10 protein-coding genes are annotated in these 16,308 nt (G+C 71.2%); 4 read left to right on the top strand and 6 right to left on the bottom strand.

Going from position 1 to position 16,308, the window contains the following annotated elements; genetic code table 11:
- Positions 1 to 515: 515 nt before the first annotated feature.
- Positions 516 to 803, bottom strand: a complete 288-nt coding sequence (locus IO39_RS56170) for a LysM peptidoglycan-binding domain-containing protein (RefSeq protein WP_052423555.1) — start codon at positions 801 to 803, stop codon at positions 516 to 518.
- Between the two features lie 1,559 nt (positions 804 to 2,362).
- Here IO39_RS56170 and lexA point away from each other — a divergent pair.
- Positions 2,363 to 3,070 carry a transcriptional repressor LexA gene (gene lexA / locus IO39_RS30265; protein WP_043630101.1) on the top strand — a complete coding sequence of 236 codons (708 nt, stop codon included), beginning with the start codon at positions 2,363 to 2,365 and terminating at the stop codon, positions 3,068 to 3,070.
- Between the two features lie 504 nt (positions 3,071 to 3,574).
- Here lexA and IO39_RS30260 read toward each other — a convergent pair.
- The 3 genes from IO39_RS30260 to IO39_RS30250 all read right to left on the bottom strand — a co-directional run bounded on the left by IO39_RS30260 (position 3,575) and on the right by IO39_RS30250 (position 7,501).
- On the bottom strand, positions 3,575 to 4,969 hold the full coding sequence (locus IO39_RS30260; protein WP_211267222.1) for a family 43 glycosylhydrolase: 1,395 nt from the start codon (positions 4,967 to 4,969) through the stop codon (positions 3,575 to 3,577).
- Between the two features lie 141 nt (positions 4,970 to 5,110).
- Positions 5,111 to 6,514 carry a glycoside hydrolase family 43 protein gene (locus IO39_RS30255; RefSeq protein WP_084773738.1) on the bottom strand — a complete coding sequence of 468 codons (1,404 nt, stop codon included), beginning with the start codon at positions 6,512 to 6,514 and terminating at the stop codon, positions 5,111 to 5,113.
- 144 nt (positions 6,515 to 6,658) lie between these two features.
- Positions 6,659 to 7,501 (bottom strand): nucleotidyltransferase domain-containing protein, encoded by an 843-nt coding sequence (locus tag IO39_RS30250; protein ID WP_052423554.1) that lies wholly within the window; start codon positions 7,499 to 7,501, stop codon positions 6,659 to 6,661.
- Positions 7,502 to 7,614: 113 nt separating this feature from the next.
- On the opposite strand from IO39_RS30250, the gene IO39_RS30245 reads away from it, so the two are divergent.
- Positions 7,615 to 8,679: a MalY/PatB family protein gene (locus tag IO39_RS30245; RefSeq protein WP_245642373.1), complete on the top strand. Its 1,065-nt coding sequence runs from the start codon at positions 7,615 to 7,617 to the stop codon at positions 8,677 to 8,679.
- Here IO39_RS30245 and IO39_RS30240 read toward each other — a convergent pair whose 3' ends face one another.
- A complete protein-coding gene (locus IO39_RS30240; RefSeq protein ID WP_043630094.1) occupies positions 8,680 to 11,826 on the bottom strand; it encodes a S41 family peptidase in 3,147 nt (1,048 codons plus the stop codon).
- A 149-nt stretch (positions 11,827 to 11,975) separates the two neighbouring features.
- Here IO39_RS30240 and IO39_RS30235 point away from each other — a divergent pair, with 149 nt between their 5' ends.
- Together IO39_RS30235 and IO39_RS30230 are read left to right on the top strand one after the other, a co-directional pair.
- Positions 11,976 to 12,404, top strand: coding sequence for a hypothetical protein (locus IO39_RS30235; protein ID WP_043630092.1), 429 nt, complete (start codon positions 11,976 to 11,978; stop codon positions 12,402 to 12,404).
- 49 nt (positions 12,405 to 12,453) lie between these two features.
- Complete coding sequence (locus tag IO39_RS30230) at positions 12,454 to 13,422, top strand: TIGR03557 family F420-dependent LLM class oxidoreductase (protein WP_043630091.1); 969 nt, start codon at positions 12,454 to 12,456, stop codon at positions 13,420 to 13,422.
- Positions 13,423 to 13,524: 102 nt separating this feature from the next.
- On the opposite strand, the gene leuS is transcribed toward IO39_RS30230, so the two are convergent.
- On the bottom strand, positions 13,525 to 16,005 hold the full coding sequence (gene leuS, locus IO39_RS30225) for a leucine--tRNA ligase (RefSeq protein WP_043630088.1): 2,481 nt from the start codon (positions 16,003 to 16,005) through the stop codon (positions 13,525 to 13,527).
- Between the last annotated feature and the right edge of the window lie 303 nt (positions 16,006 to 16,308).

Here is a 16,308-nt window from a genome sequence, read left to right as displayed (position 1 = left end):
TCTAGCTACTCGAAGGATCACTCGATGGCCGTCTTCATTTCACGACGCCACGCCTCTTGACCAGGTCAAACTCGTACACCACTCCCGTGGACGCAACCGGGCCCCGGCCCCGATGAAGGCGTGCCGACGAGACATTCCGGTCACAGGTAAGGACGTCCTACTCCAGGAGGGATATCCCTGCCCAGGGAGGACCACCTCCCTGCCCAGGGAGGACCTCCCTGGGCAGGGATGACGCACCAACTCGGGGAGGACTTTCCGGTCCCAGGGGGACGTTCCGTGAGGTGGTGGATTCTCCTACGCCAGCGACGCTCGCCGAGACAGGCAGGGCGGGACGGGAGCGTTGATCCACTTCAACTGGACTGACCTTGGCCGTCCCCGACCGCGAAAGCCCATGTCATCCCCAGCCGTAAGGCGTCGTCTCCCTGAGCCCCACGTAAGGCGTCCTGTCCCTGACCCCAGCGGCAAGGTCGTCGCATCGTTGACCCCACCCGCAAGGCCCTCGTGTCGCTGGGCCCTCAGCGTCGTAAGGCCGTCGTGTCCTTGGGGACGTAGAGCCGGGCGCCCGGGCGGATCAGGGAGTCGGACAGGCCGTTCAACCGCTTGATCTCCTCGACGAGCGCACCCGTGTCATCCCCCTGGGAGAGCGCGTCAGCGATCTTCCACAACGTGTCCCCCTGATGCACCTCGACCCACGGCAATCCGGTGTGGTTCGCCACCACGACGCGCACCGCCGCGTGTCCGGCGGCCTGCGTGCCGAGCCAGAACCCGCCCAGCGACAGCAACGCCACGGCCACCACCAGCACGATCCGTCCTCTCCTGGTCAACCGCAGAGGCGCGTTGCCCTGTTCCCGGGAGGAACCGCCCTGCCGGGGAGAAGGACCCCCTCGCCCGAGAGCGGGCCGGCGCCGTCCGGCAGAGGAACCGCTCCGTCCGGAGAAGGAACCGCCCCGCGTGGGAGTGGAGCTGCCTCTCACGGACGCGGAACTGCCCTGTCCGAGAGACGGACGGCCCCGCCGCCTGGGCGAGCTTCCCTGCCCAGGTGAGGAACCGCCGCCCCGCCCGAGGGAATCACCGTCTCGCCGTCGGGAAACGGCCTCCCTCCGGCGCGAGGAAAGGTCTCCTCGTTCCGCGGGAACGCCACGCCGGGAGGAGGAGCCGCCTCTCCGCATGGCGGAAGGTGCGGCCACTCGCCTCGGTGGCACCGCCCTCGGCCCGGCACCGCCCGGCCGGCCCGCACTGCCGTCCGGCGATCGCACCCCTTGCGTCCGGCTCAAAGCATCATCCCCCGATCTTGCGTTTCCCGCCCCGCGCGCCTTCTCCCCCTTCGGGCCGTCCTCCCGCGCCGCGCCCCGTCGCAGGGTCCCCCTTCTGAGCCTCCTGCCCCAAACCCTCGCCCAGCGAGCCCCTACGCCCCGGCTCGGCCTCCCCCGGCCCTTCTCCCCTCGGCCTCCGCCCTCTTGGACGGCCTCTTCCCGGACGATCTCCCCTCGGCCCCCGTCGCCTTTCACGCCTTCCCGGCCCAGCTCCCCCCGGTCCCCGTGTCCTCTCACGCCTTCCCGGCCCGTCTCCCCCCGGGCCCCCTCCCCTTGGGCCCTCACTTCTCGGGCGGTCTCGCCTCCGCCCTTCCCGCGCCGGATGGTCTCCCCCTGGAGCTCGTTTCTCCGGAGCGGGTCCCCTTGGGCGGTCTCTCCGCTCGGCTCTCTGCGGGTCCTCCCTCCTCGGGCGGCGGCCTCCCTGCGCCTCTCCCTCGGAGGGGGCTCGGGCCGGCTCGGGCGCCCTTCGGGCGTGTCGTCTCGGTTGTTGGGGTTTGCGAGTGATAGGCGTTTGCGGCGTGTCGCGTGGTCGTCATCGGGACTCGGCACGTCCTCGGCCCGGACCGGCCGGGCCGGAGGCGGAGTGTCGTCCGGATCGGCCTCATCGCCTCCGCGTGGTGGCGGGACGAGGCGCAAATGGGATCTTCTGCCATCACTCGAACGGGGCCCCAACCTCTTGCCGGAATTCCCTCGAACAGAGGCCCCCGCGCGCGTATTGTCTCCCCGTCGATCGTTACTCTGCGTGGCTTCGGCGATCAGCGTCAGGCGCTTGACGTCTTCGCTGGTCGTGTCCGTATTTGTGGGCGTTCGCATGGTTGACCTCCTGCCGTGTGGCCTGAGGAAAGGCCAAATAAAGATCAGCAAATCGAACACGGTGTCGATCGAACTCCCGTACGATGTTGTACACCACGCTGGCGACAATTTCGAGGAAGACTCGAACAATTGTTTGAAGATGATCTTCAACAGCGATACGGTCGCTGTGTGCGACATCAGGACCACGGACCGGGAGGTTCGCCGGTGAGGCGGGCCGCCAGGCGAGGAGGAAGAGCATGACCGAGCGGGATGACGCAAACGGGGTCAGCGACCTCGCGGTGCGTCGGCGAGACTCCCTGGGCCTGACGCCCAGGCAGCGCAAGATCCTCGAAGTGATCCGCGACTCGGTGCAGCAGCGCGGATACCCCCCGTCCATGCGCGAGATCGGCGAGGCGGTGCACCTGACCAGCACGTCCAGCGTGTCGCACCAGCTCACCGCGCTACAGCGCAAGGGCTACCTGCGCCGCGACCCGCACCGGCCGCGCGCGCTGGAGGTCCGCCTCCCGGGCGAGCCTGTGCTCTGGGTCGACCCCGACGGCGCCAACGACGAGTCCCCGGTCAACCGGCCCACGGCCGCCTACGTCCCGCTCGTGGGCCGCATCGCCGCCGGTGGGCCGATCCTGGCCGAGGAGAGCGTCGAAGACGTCTTCGCCCTGCCCAAGCAGCTCGTCGGTGAGGGCACCCTGTTCCTCCTGCAGGTCGCCGGTGACTCGATGATCGAGGCCGCCATCGCCGACGGTGACTGGGTGGTCGTGCGCCAGCAGCCGGTGGCGGAGAGCGGCGACATCGTGGCCGCCATGATCGACGGCGAGGCTACGGTCAAGACCTTCAAGCGCAAGGACGGCCACGTCTGGCTTGTCCCCCACAACCCCAACTACGAACCCATCCCGGGTGACGAGGCGAGCGTCCTGGGCAAGGTCGTAGCGGTCCTGCGCCGGCTGTAGCCGGGGGATCACCGAGGGCTCGGGCGCGCGTCCAACCGCCCGCGCCGCGAGTCGGCGCGCGCCAACACACCCCAGAGATCCGAACGTCCTCAACTCCCCGACCCCCGGTTCCCTGGTCCTCTGGTGTTCAGGTGCCCTGTTCCCGGGTTCCCGGGTTCCCGGGTCCGTGGTCCCCCGGGTCCCCGGTCCTCTGGGGTTCAGCTGCCCTGCTCCCGGTTCCCCGGGTTCCTGGCGCCGCGGCCCTCGGGTTCCTCGCCCTCCGGTTCCCGGCTCCCTGGTGTTCGATTGCCCGGTTCCCCGGGGTTCCCGGGTCCGTGGTCCCCGGGTTCCCCGGTTCTGTGAGGTTCAGGTGCCCTCTTTCCGGTTCCCCGGGTTCCTGGCTCCGTCACGGACCGCGCGCCACCACGGATTGACGTGTCACCACGGATTGACGTGTCACCACGGATTGACGTGTCACCACGGATTGACGTGTCACCACGAAGGGGATCGCGCCGGGCCGCCTTCTCACTCCAGGATGAAGCTGGCGCTTCCCCGGAAAGCGCTCGACCCGTCGTCCCGCTCCACCCACACCTGACCGCCCCGATGCCGCAGGTAGTACCCCGGGAAGTTGACCGACTCCAGCGACACGGTCCCGCTCCCCGCCAGCCCGGCGCGCCGTACGAAGGTGGCGTCCGCGTCGAACAGGGCCGTTCCGTCCCGCCGCTCCACCCAGCCCTCGTGGTTGCGATGCCGCAGGTAGTACCCGGGGAAGTTGGTGGACTCCAGGGACACGGTGCCCGACCCGGACAGCCCGGCCACCAGCCTGAACTGTGAGTCCGCCAGCGGCGTCACGTCCGCCTCCAGCCTGGCGCGGTAGCTCCAGTGCCGTACGGCCGCCCCCGGCGTGTCGTACGACATCAGCCGCACCGGCGTGGGACCGTCGGCCACCGGGATGCCGAAGTCGGGCGTGCCGTCGGAGCGCCAGTACACCTTCTGCACCCGGGTGCGCCGGTTCGGATCGTTCAGCGGGTCACCGGAGATGTCCCGATAGGCGCGATCGTGGTAGACGAGCAGGTCGCTCCGGCCGTCCTCCGAGACCGTGAAGGAGTTGTGGCCGGGCCCGTACTGGCTGGTGGCGGCGTTGCTGGTGAAGACGGGGCTCTGGCTCTTGGTCCACGACGACGCCCGCAGCGGGTCCGCGCCGGCGGAGGCGGTCAGCAGGCCGAGGCAGTAGTTCGCGTCGGTGGCGGAGGCCGAGTAGGTCAGGAAGAGACGCCCGTTGCGCTGCAGCACCGAGGGCCCTTCCGCGACCTTGTACCCCCGGGTCTCCCAGGCCAGGGTGGGCACCGTGAGCCGGGTCGTGGCGCCGGTGATCGTCCACGGGTCGGCGCCCATCCGCGCGATGTACAGGTTGGAGTTGGTCGCGATGCCGGGCTCCTGTTGCGCCCAGAGCAGATACCGCACGCCGCCGGCGACGAACGTGGTGGCGTCGAGGGAGAAGGTGTCCCAGGGGGTGGTGATCCGGCCGCGTTCGGTCCAGGAGCCGGTCAGGGGGTTGGCGGCGGCGTTCTCCAGCACATACATGCGGATGCGCCACACGTCGTCGGCCCGGCCGGCGGCGAAGTAGACATACCACTTGCCGTTGATGAAGTGGATCTCCGGCGCCCAGATGTGCGCGCCCATCTCACCGGTGGCGTGCTTGCGCCAGATGACGCTCTCGGGCGCGGTGGCCAGGCCGGCGATGGTGGTGGCCCGGCGCAGCACGATGCGGTCATACTCGGGGACCGTCGCGGTGAAGTAGTAGTAGCCGTCGGTGTGGCGGAAGATGTGCGGGTCGGCGCGCTGCGCGGCCAGCGGATTGGTGTACTGCACCGCCGGGGAGGCGTGCGCGGCCCCCGGCGGCAGGAGGTTGGCGGTCACGGTGAGGAGCGTAGCGAGCAGGGCGAGGACGACCGCCCGCCGGAGGGCGGCCGGGCGCGCCGGACGGATCACGCCGGGCCGAGGGGGGTGTGGGGGCATCGGGGTCCTTCCACGAGACTTCCATGAGATCGCGAGAGACGGTCAGGCCAGCGGCGAGGTGACCGTGTACGAAGCGTCGGAGGCGAACACGGAGTCCGAGGCCCGCAGGTCCAGCCGCAGCTCGTAGTTGTAGTGCCGCAGGTAACGCCCGGGCAGATTGTAGGACTCGAACGAGGTCGTGCCCCCGCCCGCCGGCCCCGTCCGCCCGCAGAACGTGGCGTCGCCCTTGAAGATCGCCGAGCCGTCGTCGCGTTGCAGGGTCAGCCGCAGGTTGTAGTGGCGCAGGTAGTAGCCGGGCTGGGTGGCCGACCGGAAGGAGTAGCAGCCGGAGTGGGCCAGCCCGGCCGTGACGGTGAACGTGGCGGACTGGCGGTCGGCCAGGGCTCCGGCGGCCGACAGCGGGTCGAGGTAGGCGAGGCCGGCGCGGTGGCGCACGTACCGGTCGGGGAAGTTGGCCGAGCGCAGCGACCGGTTGCCGGTGGGCACGGCGGTCGTGTCGCCGACGTCCTCGCGCAGCACGGTGAAGTGCCGGGCCGTCCCGGACAGGCCGGCCATCTCGACCTTGGCCCCGAACGCCGACAGGTTCGCGCTGTCGGCGTAGTAGTAGCGCCCGCCGGTGTAGTTGTCGAAGTAGATCCGCCACCGCCCGTCGGGCAGCCGCGTCAGCGCCGGCCCCTCCAGGCCCGAGCCCCAGCCCGCCCAGTTGCCGGTGCCGGTGAAGGTCCACGGCCCGGTGAGCGAGGGGGCGGTGGCGTGCTCGATGTACTTGGTCGTCTCGTTCTTCAGGAAGTTGTGGTACGTCGAGCCGGTCTTGACCACGAAGCTGTCGATGTAGTTGGCCGGGATGCCCAGCGGCGCCGGGGCGCTCCAGGACGACAGCGCGCCGTTGGTCGCGGTGATCCGGTACGGCCGGAACTGCCCGGCGGTGCCCGTCGCGGACGCCGAGTAGATCACGTGCACGCTGCCGTCGGAGTCCTTGAACCACTCGGGCGCCCAGGTGCTGCCGGTGGCGCCGTTCAGTCCGACGGTCACGGTGCGCAGGAACGTCCAGTTCACGGTGTCGGCGCTGCGGGCGAAGCCGATGGTGTCGCCGGTCCAGCCGGTGGTGTGGACGAGGTAGTAGTAGCCGTCGGTGTGCCGCATCACGCTGGGGTCGCGGATCAGCCCGGACGGCGGCGTGTAGGCGTTGGCCCGGACGAGGTGGTAGCCGGTGGCGTCGAAGGAGTCGTAGACGTACATGTTGGACTCGCTGGCGTTGGTGAAGGCCGTCATCAGGTAGTGCGGCGCCGGCCCGGCGGCGTGCGCGGCCGTGACCGGGCCCGCCACGACGCCGCTCACCACGCCGCTCACGACTCCGCTCACGACGAGGACGAGGACGGCGGCGGGCAGCGCCACCCGGGTCCTCAACAGGCTCAGCGCCCTCATGACGCTCGAACGGGTACGCATCCAGCGGCCCTCCGCGATGTTAGCGTTAACATCTCACCGCGCCGGAAGGTGGGGCGGTGAAAAGGCGTTCGCCGGCATTCGTACCCCGGCAGAGGACGGCCCGTCAATCCCTCCACTGGTGCAGGGTGACATGGCACATCAGGGTCAACGCGAGGCGTACAGCTCGTGCCCCGCCCTGATCGCCGCCTCCCCGAACCCCGTCACGTCCCGCCTGCGCTCGACCGGCGAGCCGTACAACGACCGCCGCGGCGTCCCGAAGTGGTCGCCCAGCCCCGCGATCACGCCCGGCAGGGCCGGCGTGGCGGTGTCCTCCTCGCGCAGCCGCAGCGCCTCGTTCAGCACGCGGTGCCACCGCTCGGGGAAGACCTCCAGCGCGTGCCGCGCCGCCCCCGTCTTGGAGGTGATCTCCCCGGTCGCCAGCGTGTAGTGCAGGCGGGCCACACCGGTGACCACCCACACGACGCCGTACCCGCCCAGGCAGGTCAGCCCCCACGGGGTGAACGGGCGGGAGGCGCGGACGACCAGGCGGCGCCAGTAGAGGTCGAGGTTGCGGTCGGTCCAGGCGGCCAGGGCGGCGGGATCGTTCCAGATCTTCAGCTCCGAGGGCTTCGGCCCCCGGCAGACCAGCCCGTGGCGGGCCAGCGTGTGCCAGGTGACGGGGTCGAGGCCGCCCCGCCGGACGAGCCGCCCGGCCCGCGCGCGCGGGCGCTCGCCCAGCCCGGCGGGGTCGTGGCCCAGGTCGTCCCAGGTGAGGTAGACGCCCTCGAAGGGGTGGGCGCCCATCCGGGTGTGGATGCGTTCGAGCACCGCGGCGGGCGGCGGCCCGGCCGTCACGGCGACGAAGTCGACGTCGCTCGTGCCGGGCCGGTAGTCGCCCAGGGCCGCCGAGCCCTCCAGATAGAGCCCCTCCACCAGCCCGGGAGCCTCCGCGTCGGCCACGGAGAGGTAGGTCTCGACAATCGCATCGATCTTCGGGTGGGGCGTCATGGCCGCCCAGCCTGCCATAATCCGCGCCGCCGCCTCATCACATTGCCGAATCCTAGAATGGCCGAGTGAACGACGCATACACCCCTTTAACTCTTAAATCCACGCATGATGGTTTGAAGTGGGCGGCGGTCGAGCCGGACGTCATCCCCGCCTGGGTCGCCGACATGGACCTGCCCACCGCGCCCGCCGTGGCCGACGTCCTGCGCCGCCGGGCCGATGGCGACCTGGGCTACCCGGCCTGGCTGCTGGACCCGACGGGCGGCCCGCTGGCCGAGGCGTTCGCCGAGCGCATGGCCGGCAAATTCGGCTGGCGGGCCGACCCGGGGCTGGTGCGTCCGTTCAACGACCTCAACCAGGCCCTCCAGGTGCTCCTCCAGCTCTGGACCGAGCCCGGCGACGGGGTGGCCGTGCACGTGCCGGCCTATCACCCGTTCCTCGACACGCTGGACCTCATGGAGCGCCCGCTGCGCCCCATCCGGATGGAGCCGGACGGCGGCACCTGGCGCTTCGAGGTGCCCGACCTGTCCGGCTGCCGGGTGCTCCTGCTGGTCAACCCGCACAATCCGACCGGCCGCGCGTTCACCCTGGCCGAGCTGACCGAGCTGGCCGAGCACGCCGAACGCCACGACCTGCTGGTGATCTCCGACGAGATCCACGCCGACCTGGTCTACGGGCCGCACCGGCACATCCCGTTCGCCACGATCCTGCCCGGCCGCACGGTCACGCTCACCTCCGCCACCAAGGCGTTCAACCTGGGCGGCATCCGCTGCTCGGTCGCCCACCTCGGCCATCCGGGCGTGCGCGCGGCGCTGAACGCGCAGCCGCCCTTCGTGTACGGCTCCCCCAGCGTCTTCGGCGTCGAGGCGACGGTGGCGGCCTGGCGGCACGGTGACGCCTGGCTGGCGGAGACCGTGGCGCTGCTGGACCGCCACCGGCACGCGATCGCCGCCCGCCTGCCGGAGGCGTTCGGCTATCGCGTGCCCGAGGCGACGTATCTGGCCTGGCTGGACGTCGGGCGGCCGGGCATGGCGGAGGTGATCGAGCGCGAGGCCAGGGTCCGGCTGAACGACGGCGCGAGCTTCGGCCCCGGCGGCGAGCGGTGTGTCCGGCTCAACTTCGCCACCACCGAGGCCATCCTCGACGAGATCCTCACCCGCCTGTCCGGCGCGCCGCTGTGATCAGGGCAGCGGCGGCAGCTCCGGCGGCGTGGCCGGCGGGTGCTCGTCGAGCGCCGCCAGCGCCAGCTCGATCGCCTTGTCGAGCTGGGGATCGCGCCCGGCCACCCGGTCCTGCGGCGTGATCACCACCTCGACGTCGGGGTCGACGCCGTAGTTCTCCATGCCCCAGCCCGGCCCCTCCATCCAGTGGGAGTAGCGGGGCTGGGTGACCACGGTGCCGTCCACCAGCGAGTAGCGCAGGTCGATGCCGATCACCCCGCCCCAGGTCCGGGTGCCCACCAGCGGCCCGATCCCGCGGTTCTTGATGCCCGCGCTGACGATGTCGCCGTCGGAGCCCGCGAACTCGTCGGCGATCGTCACCACGGGCCCGCGCGGCGAGTCGTGGGGGTAGGGCATCGGCTCGTAGCCGCGCGCCAGGGACCAGCCGGTGACCTTGCGCGACAGCTTCTCCAGCACCAGCTCCGACAGGTGGCCGCCGCCGTTCTCCCGCACGTCCACGATCAGCCCGTCGCAGGCCATCTCGGTGCGCAGGTCACGGTGGAACTGCGCCCAGCCGGGAGCCGCCATGTCGGGGACGTGCAGGTAGCCCAGCCGGCCGGCCGAGGCCCGCCTGACGTGCGCCCGCCGGTCCTCCACCCAGTCGTGGTAGCGCAGCTGCGTCTCGTCGGCGATCGGGCAGACCACGACCCGGCGCACGTCGCCGCCGGAGGCGTGTCGCACGGTCAGCTCGACGGGCTGGTCGGCGGTGCCCGCCAGCAGGGCCAGCGGGCCGCGTACGGGATCGACCGGGCGGCCGCCCACGGCGAGGATGGCGTCGCCGGGGCGGATCGCGACGCCGGGCGCGAGCAGCGGCGAGCGGGCGGCGTGGTCGGAGGACTCGCCGGGCAGGATGCGCGCGACCCGCCACACCCCGTCGGCGTCCCTGGTCAGGTCGGCGCCGAGCAGCCCCTGGCGGCGGCGCGGATCGACGCCGGGGCCGTTGCCGTAGGCGTAGGCGTGGGAGGTGCCCAGCTCGCCCTGCGTCTCCCAGAGCAGGTCGACCAGCTCGGCGTGCGAGCCGATGCGCTCGACCAGCGGCTCGTAGCGGTCGAGCACCGCCTGCCAGTCCACGCCGTTCATGTCGGCGCGCCAGAAGTGGTCGCGCATGAGCCGTCCGGCCTCGCGGAAGCTCTGCCGCCACTCGGCGACCGGGTCGATCTGGACGCTGATCCGGTCGAGGTCGATGGTGACGACCTCGTCGCTCTCGCCGGCGGCGCGAGTCTGCAGGCCGTTCTTGCCGTTGAGCACGAGCCGGGTGCCGTCGCCGCTGACCTCGAACCTGCGCACCTCCTTGCCCAGCTCGGCCTTCGAGCGCTTCTTCAGGTCGTAGCGCTCCAGCACGACGTCGCCGTTCTGCTCGGTGCCGTCGCCGAGCCGGCCCGCGATCGGATGGCGCAGCCACAGCAGCGCGTCCTTCGCGGCGCGCAGGTTGGCGTAGTGGCCGGCGGGCACCGGCACGGGCACCATGCGGGCGGCCATCCCCTCGGGGTCCACCTCGGTGCGCGGCGGCTCATCGTCCTTCTTCTCGCCCTTGGCGGGGCCGTCGTCCTCGCCATTGAACCCGCGCCCCTGGAGGGAGGGGTCGAACGGCGACGGCGTGGTGGCCTGCAGCGGCACGATGTACGGCCGGCACCCGTAGGGGAAGGACAGCTCGAAGACGTGCGCGTCGTAGACCGGGTCGAAGGTGCGCACCGACAGGAACGCCAGGTGCTTGCCGTCCTTGGTGAAGACGGGGTCGTAGTCGATGAACCGGGCCGGCGTGACCTCGATCACCGAGGTGCCGTCCACCCGCCCCATCTTGATCTGCGTCAGCCGCAGGTCGTGCGGGTATTCCCAGGCCAGCCAGCCGGAGTCGGGCGAGAACGCCGGCCCGCTGATGTCGCCCTGCGTGGTGCGGTCGAGCTCGCGGACGTTCTCCGAGGCCAGGTCCACCACCAGCAGCCGCCCGTCGTGGGTGGCCACGGCCACGTGTTTGCCGTCGGGCGCGGCGACCAGCTCCAGCACCCGCCCGAGCCGCCCGGCGGCCAGGGTCCTGACCTCGCCGCCGGGGGTGCCGATCTCCAGCGCGTCCTCGCCGCCGGCGTCGGACACCCACACGGCCTTGCCGTCGGCGTCGAGGACCCGCGGCAGGCGTACGCGCACGCCCGGCTCGGCGCGCAGCACGCCGGCGGGCCCGTCGCGGTGGGTCACCCAGTGCGCGGTGCCGCGGATCTCGACCGCGCTGGCCCGCCCGGTCGCGTCGGGCGAGAAGCCGCCCGCCCGCAGCGGCGCCGGCCGCCTGGCCCGCCCCGGCCGCGGCCCGCCCAGCCGCACGTCCAGCCGGTACGGCTCCGCGTCGAGGCTCTCCAGCAGCCACAGGTCACCGGCGTGGGAGTAGATCACCCGTTCGCCGTCGCTGGTGGCGTGCCTGGCGTAGAACTCCTCGTGGGAGCTGTGCCTGCGCAGATCGGACCCGTCGGGCAGGGCGGAGTAGACGTTGCCGGTGCCGTCTTCGTCGGACAGGAAGACCAGCCGGTCGCCGGCCCAGCTCACCGACCAGTATTGTGCCCGGCTGTCGGCGAACAGCCTGGTGAACTCGCCGTCGCCGGCGGCGTCGACCCAGATCTTGCCCGCCGTGCCGCCGCGGTAGCGCTTCCACTGGGAGGGCTCGCGCCAGATCGACGACACGGTGGCGACCTTGGCGCCGCTGACCGCCACGTCGCTCACCCAGCCGTACGGCAGCCGGGTCGCCGCGCTCCCGTCGAGCGGCACCGCGTACGCCCAGCGGCGGGAGCTGGAGCCCTGGCCGGTCGCGCTGACCGCGAGCACGTCGCCGTCGCCCGTCCATCCGCGGACCGAGGTCGTGCCGTCGCCCCAGTAGGTCAGCCGCTCGCCCTCGCCGCCGTCGATCTCGGCCGCGAACACCTCGCGGGCGCCTTCTTTGCCGCTGTCCCAGGCGATCCGGCCGCCGTCGGGGGAGAAGCGCGGATGCGACACGGGTACGCGGTCGGCGGTGAACCGCCAGGCCCTTCCGCCACTCAGGGGTGCCAGCCAGACGTCGTCGTCGGCGACGAAGGTGACCAGGTCACCGTGCAGGTGCGGGTATCTCAGGTATGCGCCGTTTGCCACAGCTGCACACTAAACCGCGAGACCAAGAACGGCCCAAGAATTCCTCCGCCGGCGGACGTGCGCTACCCAGGAAAAGGCCAGGTCCGGGATGCAGGGGTAGGAGCGGGGAAGGAGACCAACGCCCGCTTTCGCACTATTAATGAGGAAAAATGAGGATCTTCGCGCGTCTTCACCAAATGCCGCCCCGGCTGTCTGCCGCCGCCGTCATCCTGAACTCCGGGCTGGGCAAGGCCGCCGCAGACGAGGAGACGGCCGCGCACCTGCACGGCATGGCGACGACCCCCTATCCGTTCCTGAGGTGCGTGAAGCCGGCCACGTTCGTCCGGCTGATGTCCAAGGGGGAGATCGCCCTCGGGGCGGCCCTGCTGGCGCCGTTCGTGCCCTCGCTGCTGGCGGGGGCGGCGCTGACCGGGTTCGCGGCGGGGCTGCTCGGCCTGTACCTCAGGACGCCGGGGATGCGCGAGGAGGGCGGCCTGCGGCCCACGCAGCAGGGCCTGGGCGTCGCCAAGGACGTCTGGCTGCTCGGCATCGGCCTGGGCCTGGTCGTGGAGGAGCTGCGCGAGCGCCGCCAACATTGATCTTCGCTCTTTGGCCGCTAATGTGGACAAAGCCGGGTAGCCGGGACGCATGGTACAAATCGGCTACACCTTGATGTCCGAACAGACCCCGGCCCGCGAGCTCGTCGACTACGCCGCGGCCGCCGAGCGGCTCGGCTTCGACTACGCCGTCATCTCCGACCACTACTTCCCGTGGATCGAGGAGATGGGCCACTCGCCCTACTGCTGGTCGGTGCTCGGAGCCGCGGCCCAGGTCACCGAGCGGCTGCCCCTCATGACGTACGTGACCTGCCCCATCATGCGCTACCACCCGGCCGTGGTGGCGCAGAAGGCCGCCACCATGGGCGTGCTCAGCCAGGGCCGGTTCACCCTGGGCCTCGGCTCCGGCGAGAACCTCAACGAGCACGTCATCGGCCAGGGCTGGCCTCCCGTGGACACCAGGCACCGGATGTTCGCCGAGGCCGTCCAGATCATCAGGAAGCTCTTCAGCGGCGAGTACGTCACCCACCAGGGCGAGTTCTTCGACGTGGACTCGGCCAAGCTGTACGACCTGCCCGAACGCCCCGTCCCCATCGGCATCGCCGCCTCCGGCGGGCAGTCGGCCGAGCTGGCCGCCGAGTACGGCGACGTGCTGGTCATCAACGAGCCGATGCCGGACGTGGTGCGGCAGTTCAACGCGGCCGGCGGCCAGGGCAAGCCCGTCTACGGCCAGCTCCCCATCGCCTACGACACCGACGCCGAGGCCGCCAAGCGGCGCGCCCACGAGCTGTGGCGCTGGTCCAGCGTGGGCGGCTGGAAGGTGATGGCCGAGCTGCCCGGACCGGTGAACTTCGCCGCCGCGGCCGGCACCGTGCGCCCGGAGGACGTGGCCCAGAGCGTGCCGTGCGGCGACGACGTGGACGCCGTCGTGCAGGGCGTGCGGAAGTTCGCCGAGGCGGGCTACACGCACGTGGCGCTCGTCCAGATCGGGCACGACCAGCAGCAGCCCTTCTTCGAGTGGGCGGAGAAGGAGCTGCTGCCGGCCCTGCGCGAGCTGTGACGCGCCGCGCCGCCGGGGCGGCGCTCGCGGGCCGACGGTGACCGGCACGCGCCGGACCCGCGCCCGCGGGACGAGGGCGACCGGCAGGCGCCGGGCCGGCGGCTACGGGACGATGTTGACCAGCTTCGGCGCCCTGACGATCACCTTGCGCGGCATGCCCTGGAGGTAGGGGGCGACCTTGTCGGAGGCCAGGGCCAGCGCCCGCAGCTCCTCCTCGGTGATCTCGGGCGAGACCTCCAGCCGGTCGCGCACCTTGCCCGCCACCTGCACCACGCAGGTGACCGACTCCCGCACCAGCAGCGCGGGCTCGGCGACCGGCCATCCCGCGAAGGCGACGGACCCGGTGCGGCCCAGCCGCTCCCAGCCCTCCTCCGCGGTGTAGGGGGCCACCAGGGACAGCATGATCGCCAGCGTCTCGGCGGCCTCGCGCACGGCCGGGTCGGCGGCGCCGGGGCCGCCGTCGATGGCCTTGCGGGCGGCCGAGGTCAGCTCCATCATGCGCGCCACCGCCACGTTGAAGCGCTGCGAGTCGATCAGCTTGGTGACCTCGTCGATCGTGCGGTGGGTCACCTTGCGCAGGTCGGCGTCGCCGCCGTCGAAGGCGACCCCCGGCTCGCTGGTGACCTCGGACATCACGCGCAGCGCGCGGGCCAGGAACTTCTGCGAGGCCGCCGGCGAGACGTCGGCCCAGTCGATGTCGTCCTCCGGCGGCCCGGCGAAGATCATCGTCAGGCGTACGGCGTCGACGCCGAAGTCGTCGATCTGCTGCCCCAGGTCCACGCCGTTGCCCAGGGACTTCGACATGGCCTTGCCGCCGTTGATGACCTGCCCCTGGTTGAGCATGCGCAGGAACGGCTCGGTGAAGTCGAGCAGGCCCATGTCGTGCAGGACCTTGGTGAAGAAGCGGGAGTAGAGCAGGTGCAGCACGGCGTGCTCGATGCCGCCGACGTACTGGTCGATCGGGCCCCACTTGCGCACCTGCTCGGGGTCGAACGGGCCGTCGGTGTAGCCGGGCGAGCAGTAACGCAGGAAATACCACGACGAGTCGACGAACGTGTCCATCGTGTCGGTGTCGCGCTTGGCCGGGCCGGCGCACTTGGGGCAGGCGACGTTGACCCAGTCGGTGGCGCTGGCCAGCGGGGAGACGCCCTTGGGCGCCAGCGCCTCGCCGCGCATGTCGGGCAGCGTGACCGGCAGCTGCTCGTCGGGGACGGGCACCTCGCCGCAGTCGGGGCAGTGGATGATCGGGATCGGCGTGCCCCAGAAGCGCTGGCGCGACAGCAGCCAGTCGCGCAGCCGGTAGTTGACCGCGCCCGCGCCCCTGCCGTCGGCCTCCAGGATCTCGATGATCCTGGCGATGGCCTCGGCCTTGGTCAGGCCGTCCAGCGGGCCGGAGTTGACCAGCGTGCCCTCGCCGGGCGTGGCCTCGCCGGTCTCGCCCGGGTCGGCCAGGCCGGTGTGCACGACGACCCGCACCGGCAGGTTGAACTTGCGGGCGAAGTCGAGGTCGCGCTGGTCGTGGGCGGGCACGGCCATGATCGCGCCGTGGCCGTAGTCGGCCAGCACGTAGTCGGCCGCCCAGACCGGGATGCGCTCGCCGCTGACCGGGTTGATCGCGTAGCGGCCCAGGAAGACGCCGGTCTTCTCCTTGTCGGTGGCCAGCCGCTCGATGTCGCTCAGCTTGGCGACCTCGGCGCGGTAGGCCTCGAACGCCGGGCGCTGCTCGTCGGTGACGATCTCCTCGGCCAGCTTGGCGTCGGCGGCGACGACGAAGAACGTGGCGCCGTAGAGCGTGTCGGGGCGCGTGGTGTAGACGTGGACCGGCTCGTCGCGGCCCTCGATCCGGAACAGCACGTCGGCGCCCTCGGAGCGGCCGATCCAGTTGCGCTGCATGGTCAGCAGCCGCTCGGGCCAGCCGGTCAGCTGGTCCATGTCGTCCAGCAGGCGCTGCGCGTAGTCAGTGATCTTGAAGTACCACTGCGTCAGCTCCCTGCGCACCACGTCGGCGCCGCAGCGCTCGCACTTGCCGGCCACGACCTGCTCGTTGGCCAGCACCGTCTGGTCGTTGGGGCACCAGTTGACCAGGCCGCCCTTGCGGTAGGCCAGGCCGCGCTCGAAGAAGCGGATGAACAGCCACTGGTTCCACCGGTAGTAGTCGGGGTCGCTGGTGTGCAGGCGGCGCGACCAGTCGAAGGAGATCCCGTAGCGGCGGAACGAGGTGGCCTGCGTCTCGATGTTGGCGTAGGTCCACTCGGCCGGGTGGGCGTTGCGCTTGATCGCGGCGTTCTCGGCGGGCAGGCCGAAGGAGTCCCAGCCGATCGGGTGCAGGACGTTGTAGCCCTGCTGCATCCAGTAGCGCGCGACGACGTCGCCGATGGCGAACACCTCGCCATGGCCCATGTGCAGGTCGCCGGACGGGTAGGGGAACATGTCGAGCATGTAGCGGCGCTCGCGGGTGTCCGCGGCGTCCTCGCTCGCCCGATAGGTTTCCTGCTCCTCCCATCGCTGCTGCCACTTGGCCTGCAGCGCCTGCGGATCGTACTCACTCACGGCTACTGTCCTTCTGGCTTGACTCGGACCCATAAGAAAACCCCTCGTGCACACAACGAGGGGTGGAGCCGCGACGGCGAGACCTTCAGGGCCGTCGCGGCCCGCTAAGAAGCAGGGTCGCGGAACGCATGTGTCAAGCCTAGCGCACCTCTTCGACTGAACGCAGGCACTGGATCGAGGGACGCGGGCACAATGGAGGCTTCGGGTCCGGTGAGACCTGATGGTGATGTATCCGTTGTGACCTCATTCGTCCCAGAAGAATAGCCTTGTCGCCGTGGTATCCCCAGCTGAGCATGATCGACCGGAAGGTGACCTGCCGTCGCAGGATCCGCCCAC

Source organism: Nonomuraea candida, assembly GCF_000725485.1.
Lineage (GTDB): Bacteria > Actinomycetota > Actinomycetes > Streptosporangiales > Streptosporangiaceae > Nonomuraea > Nonomuraea candida.
The sequence above is the reverse complement of the archived record's forward strand: the minus strand, read 5'-3'. Positions and strand labels throughout refer to the sequence as shown.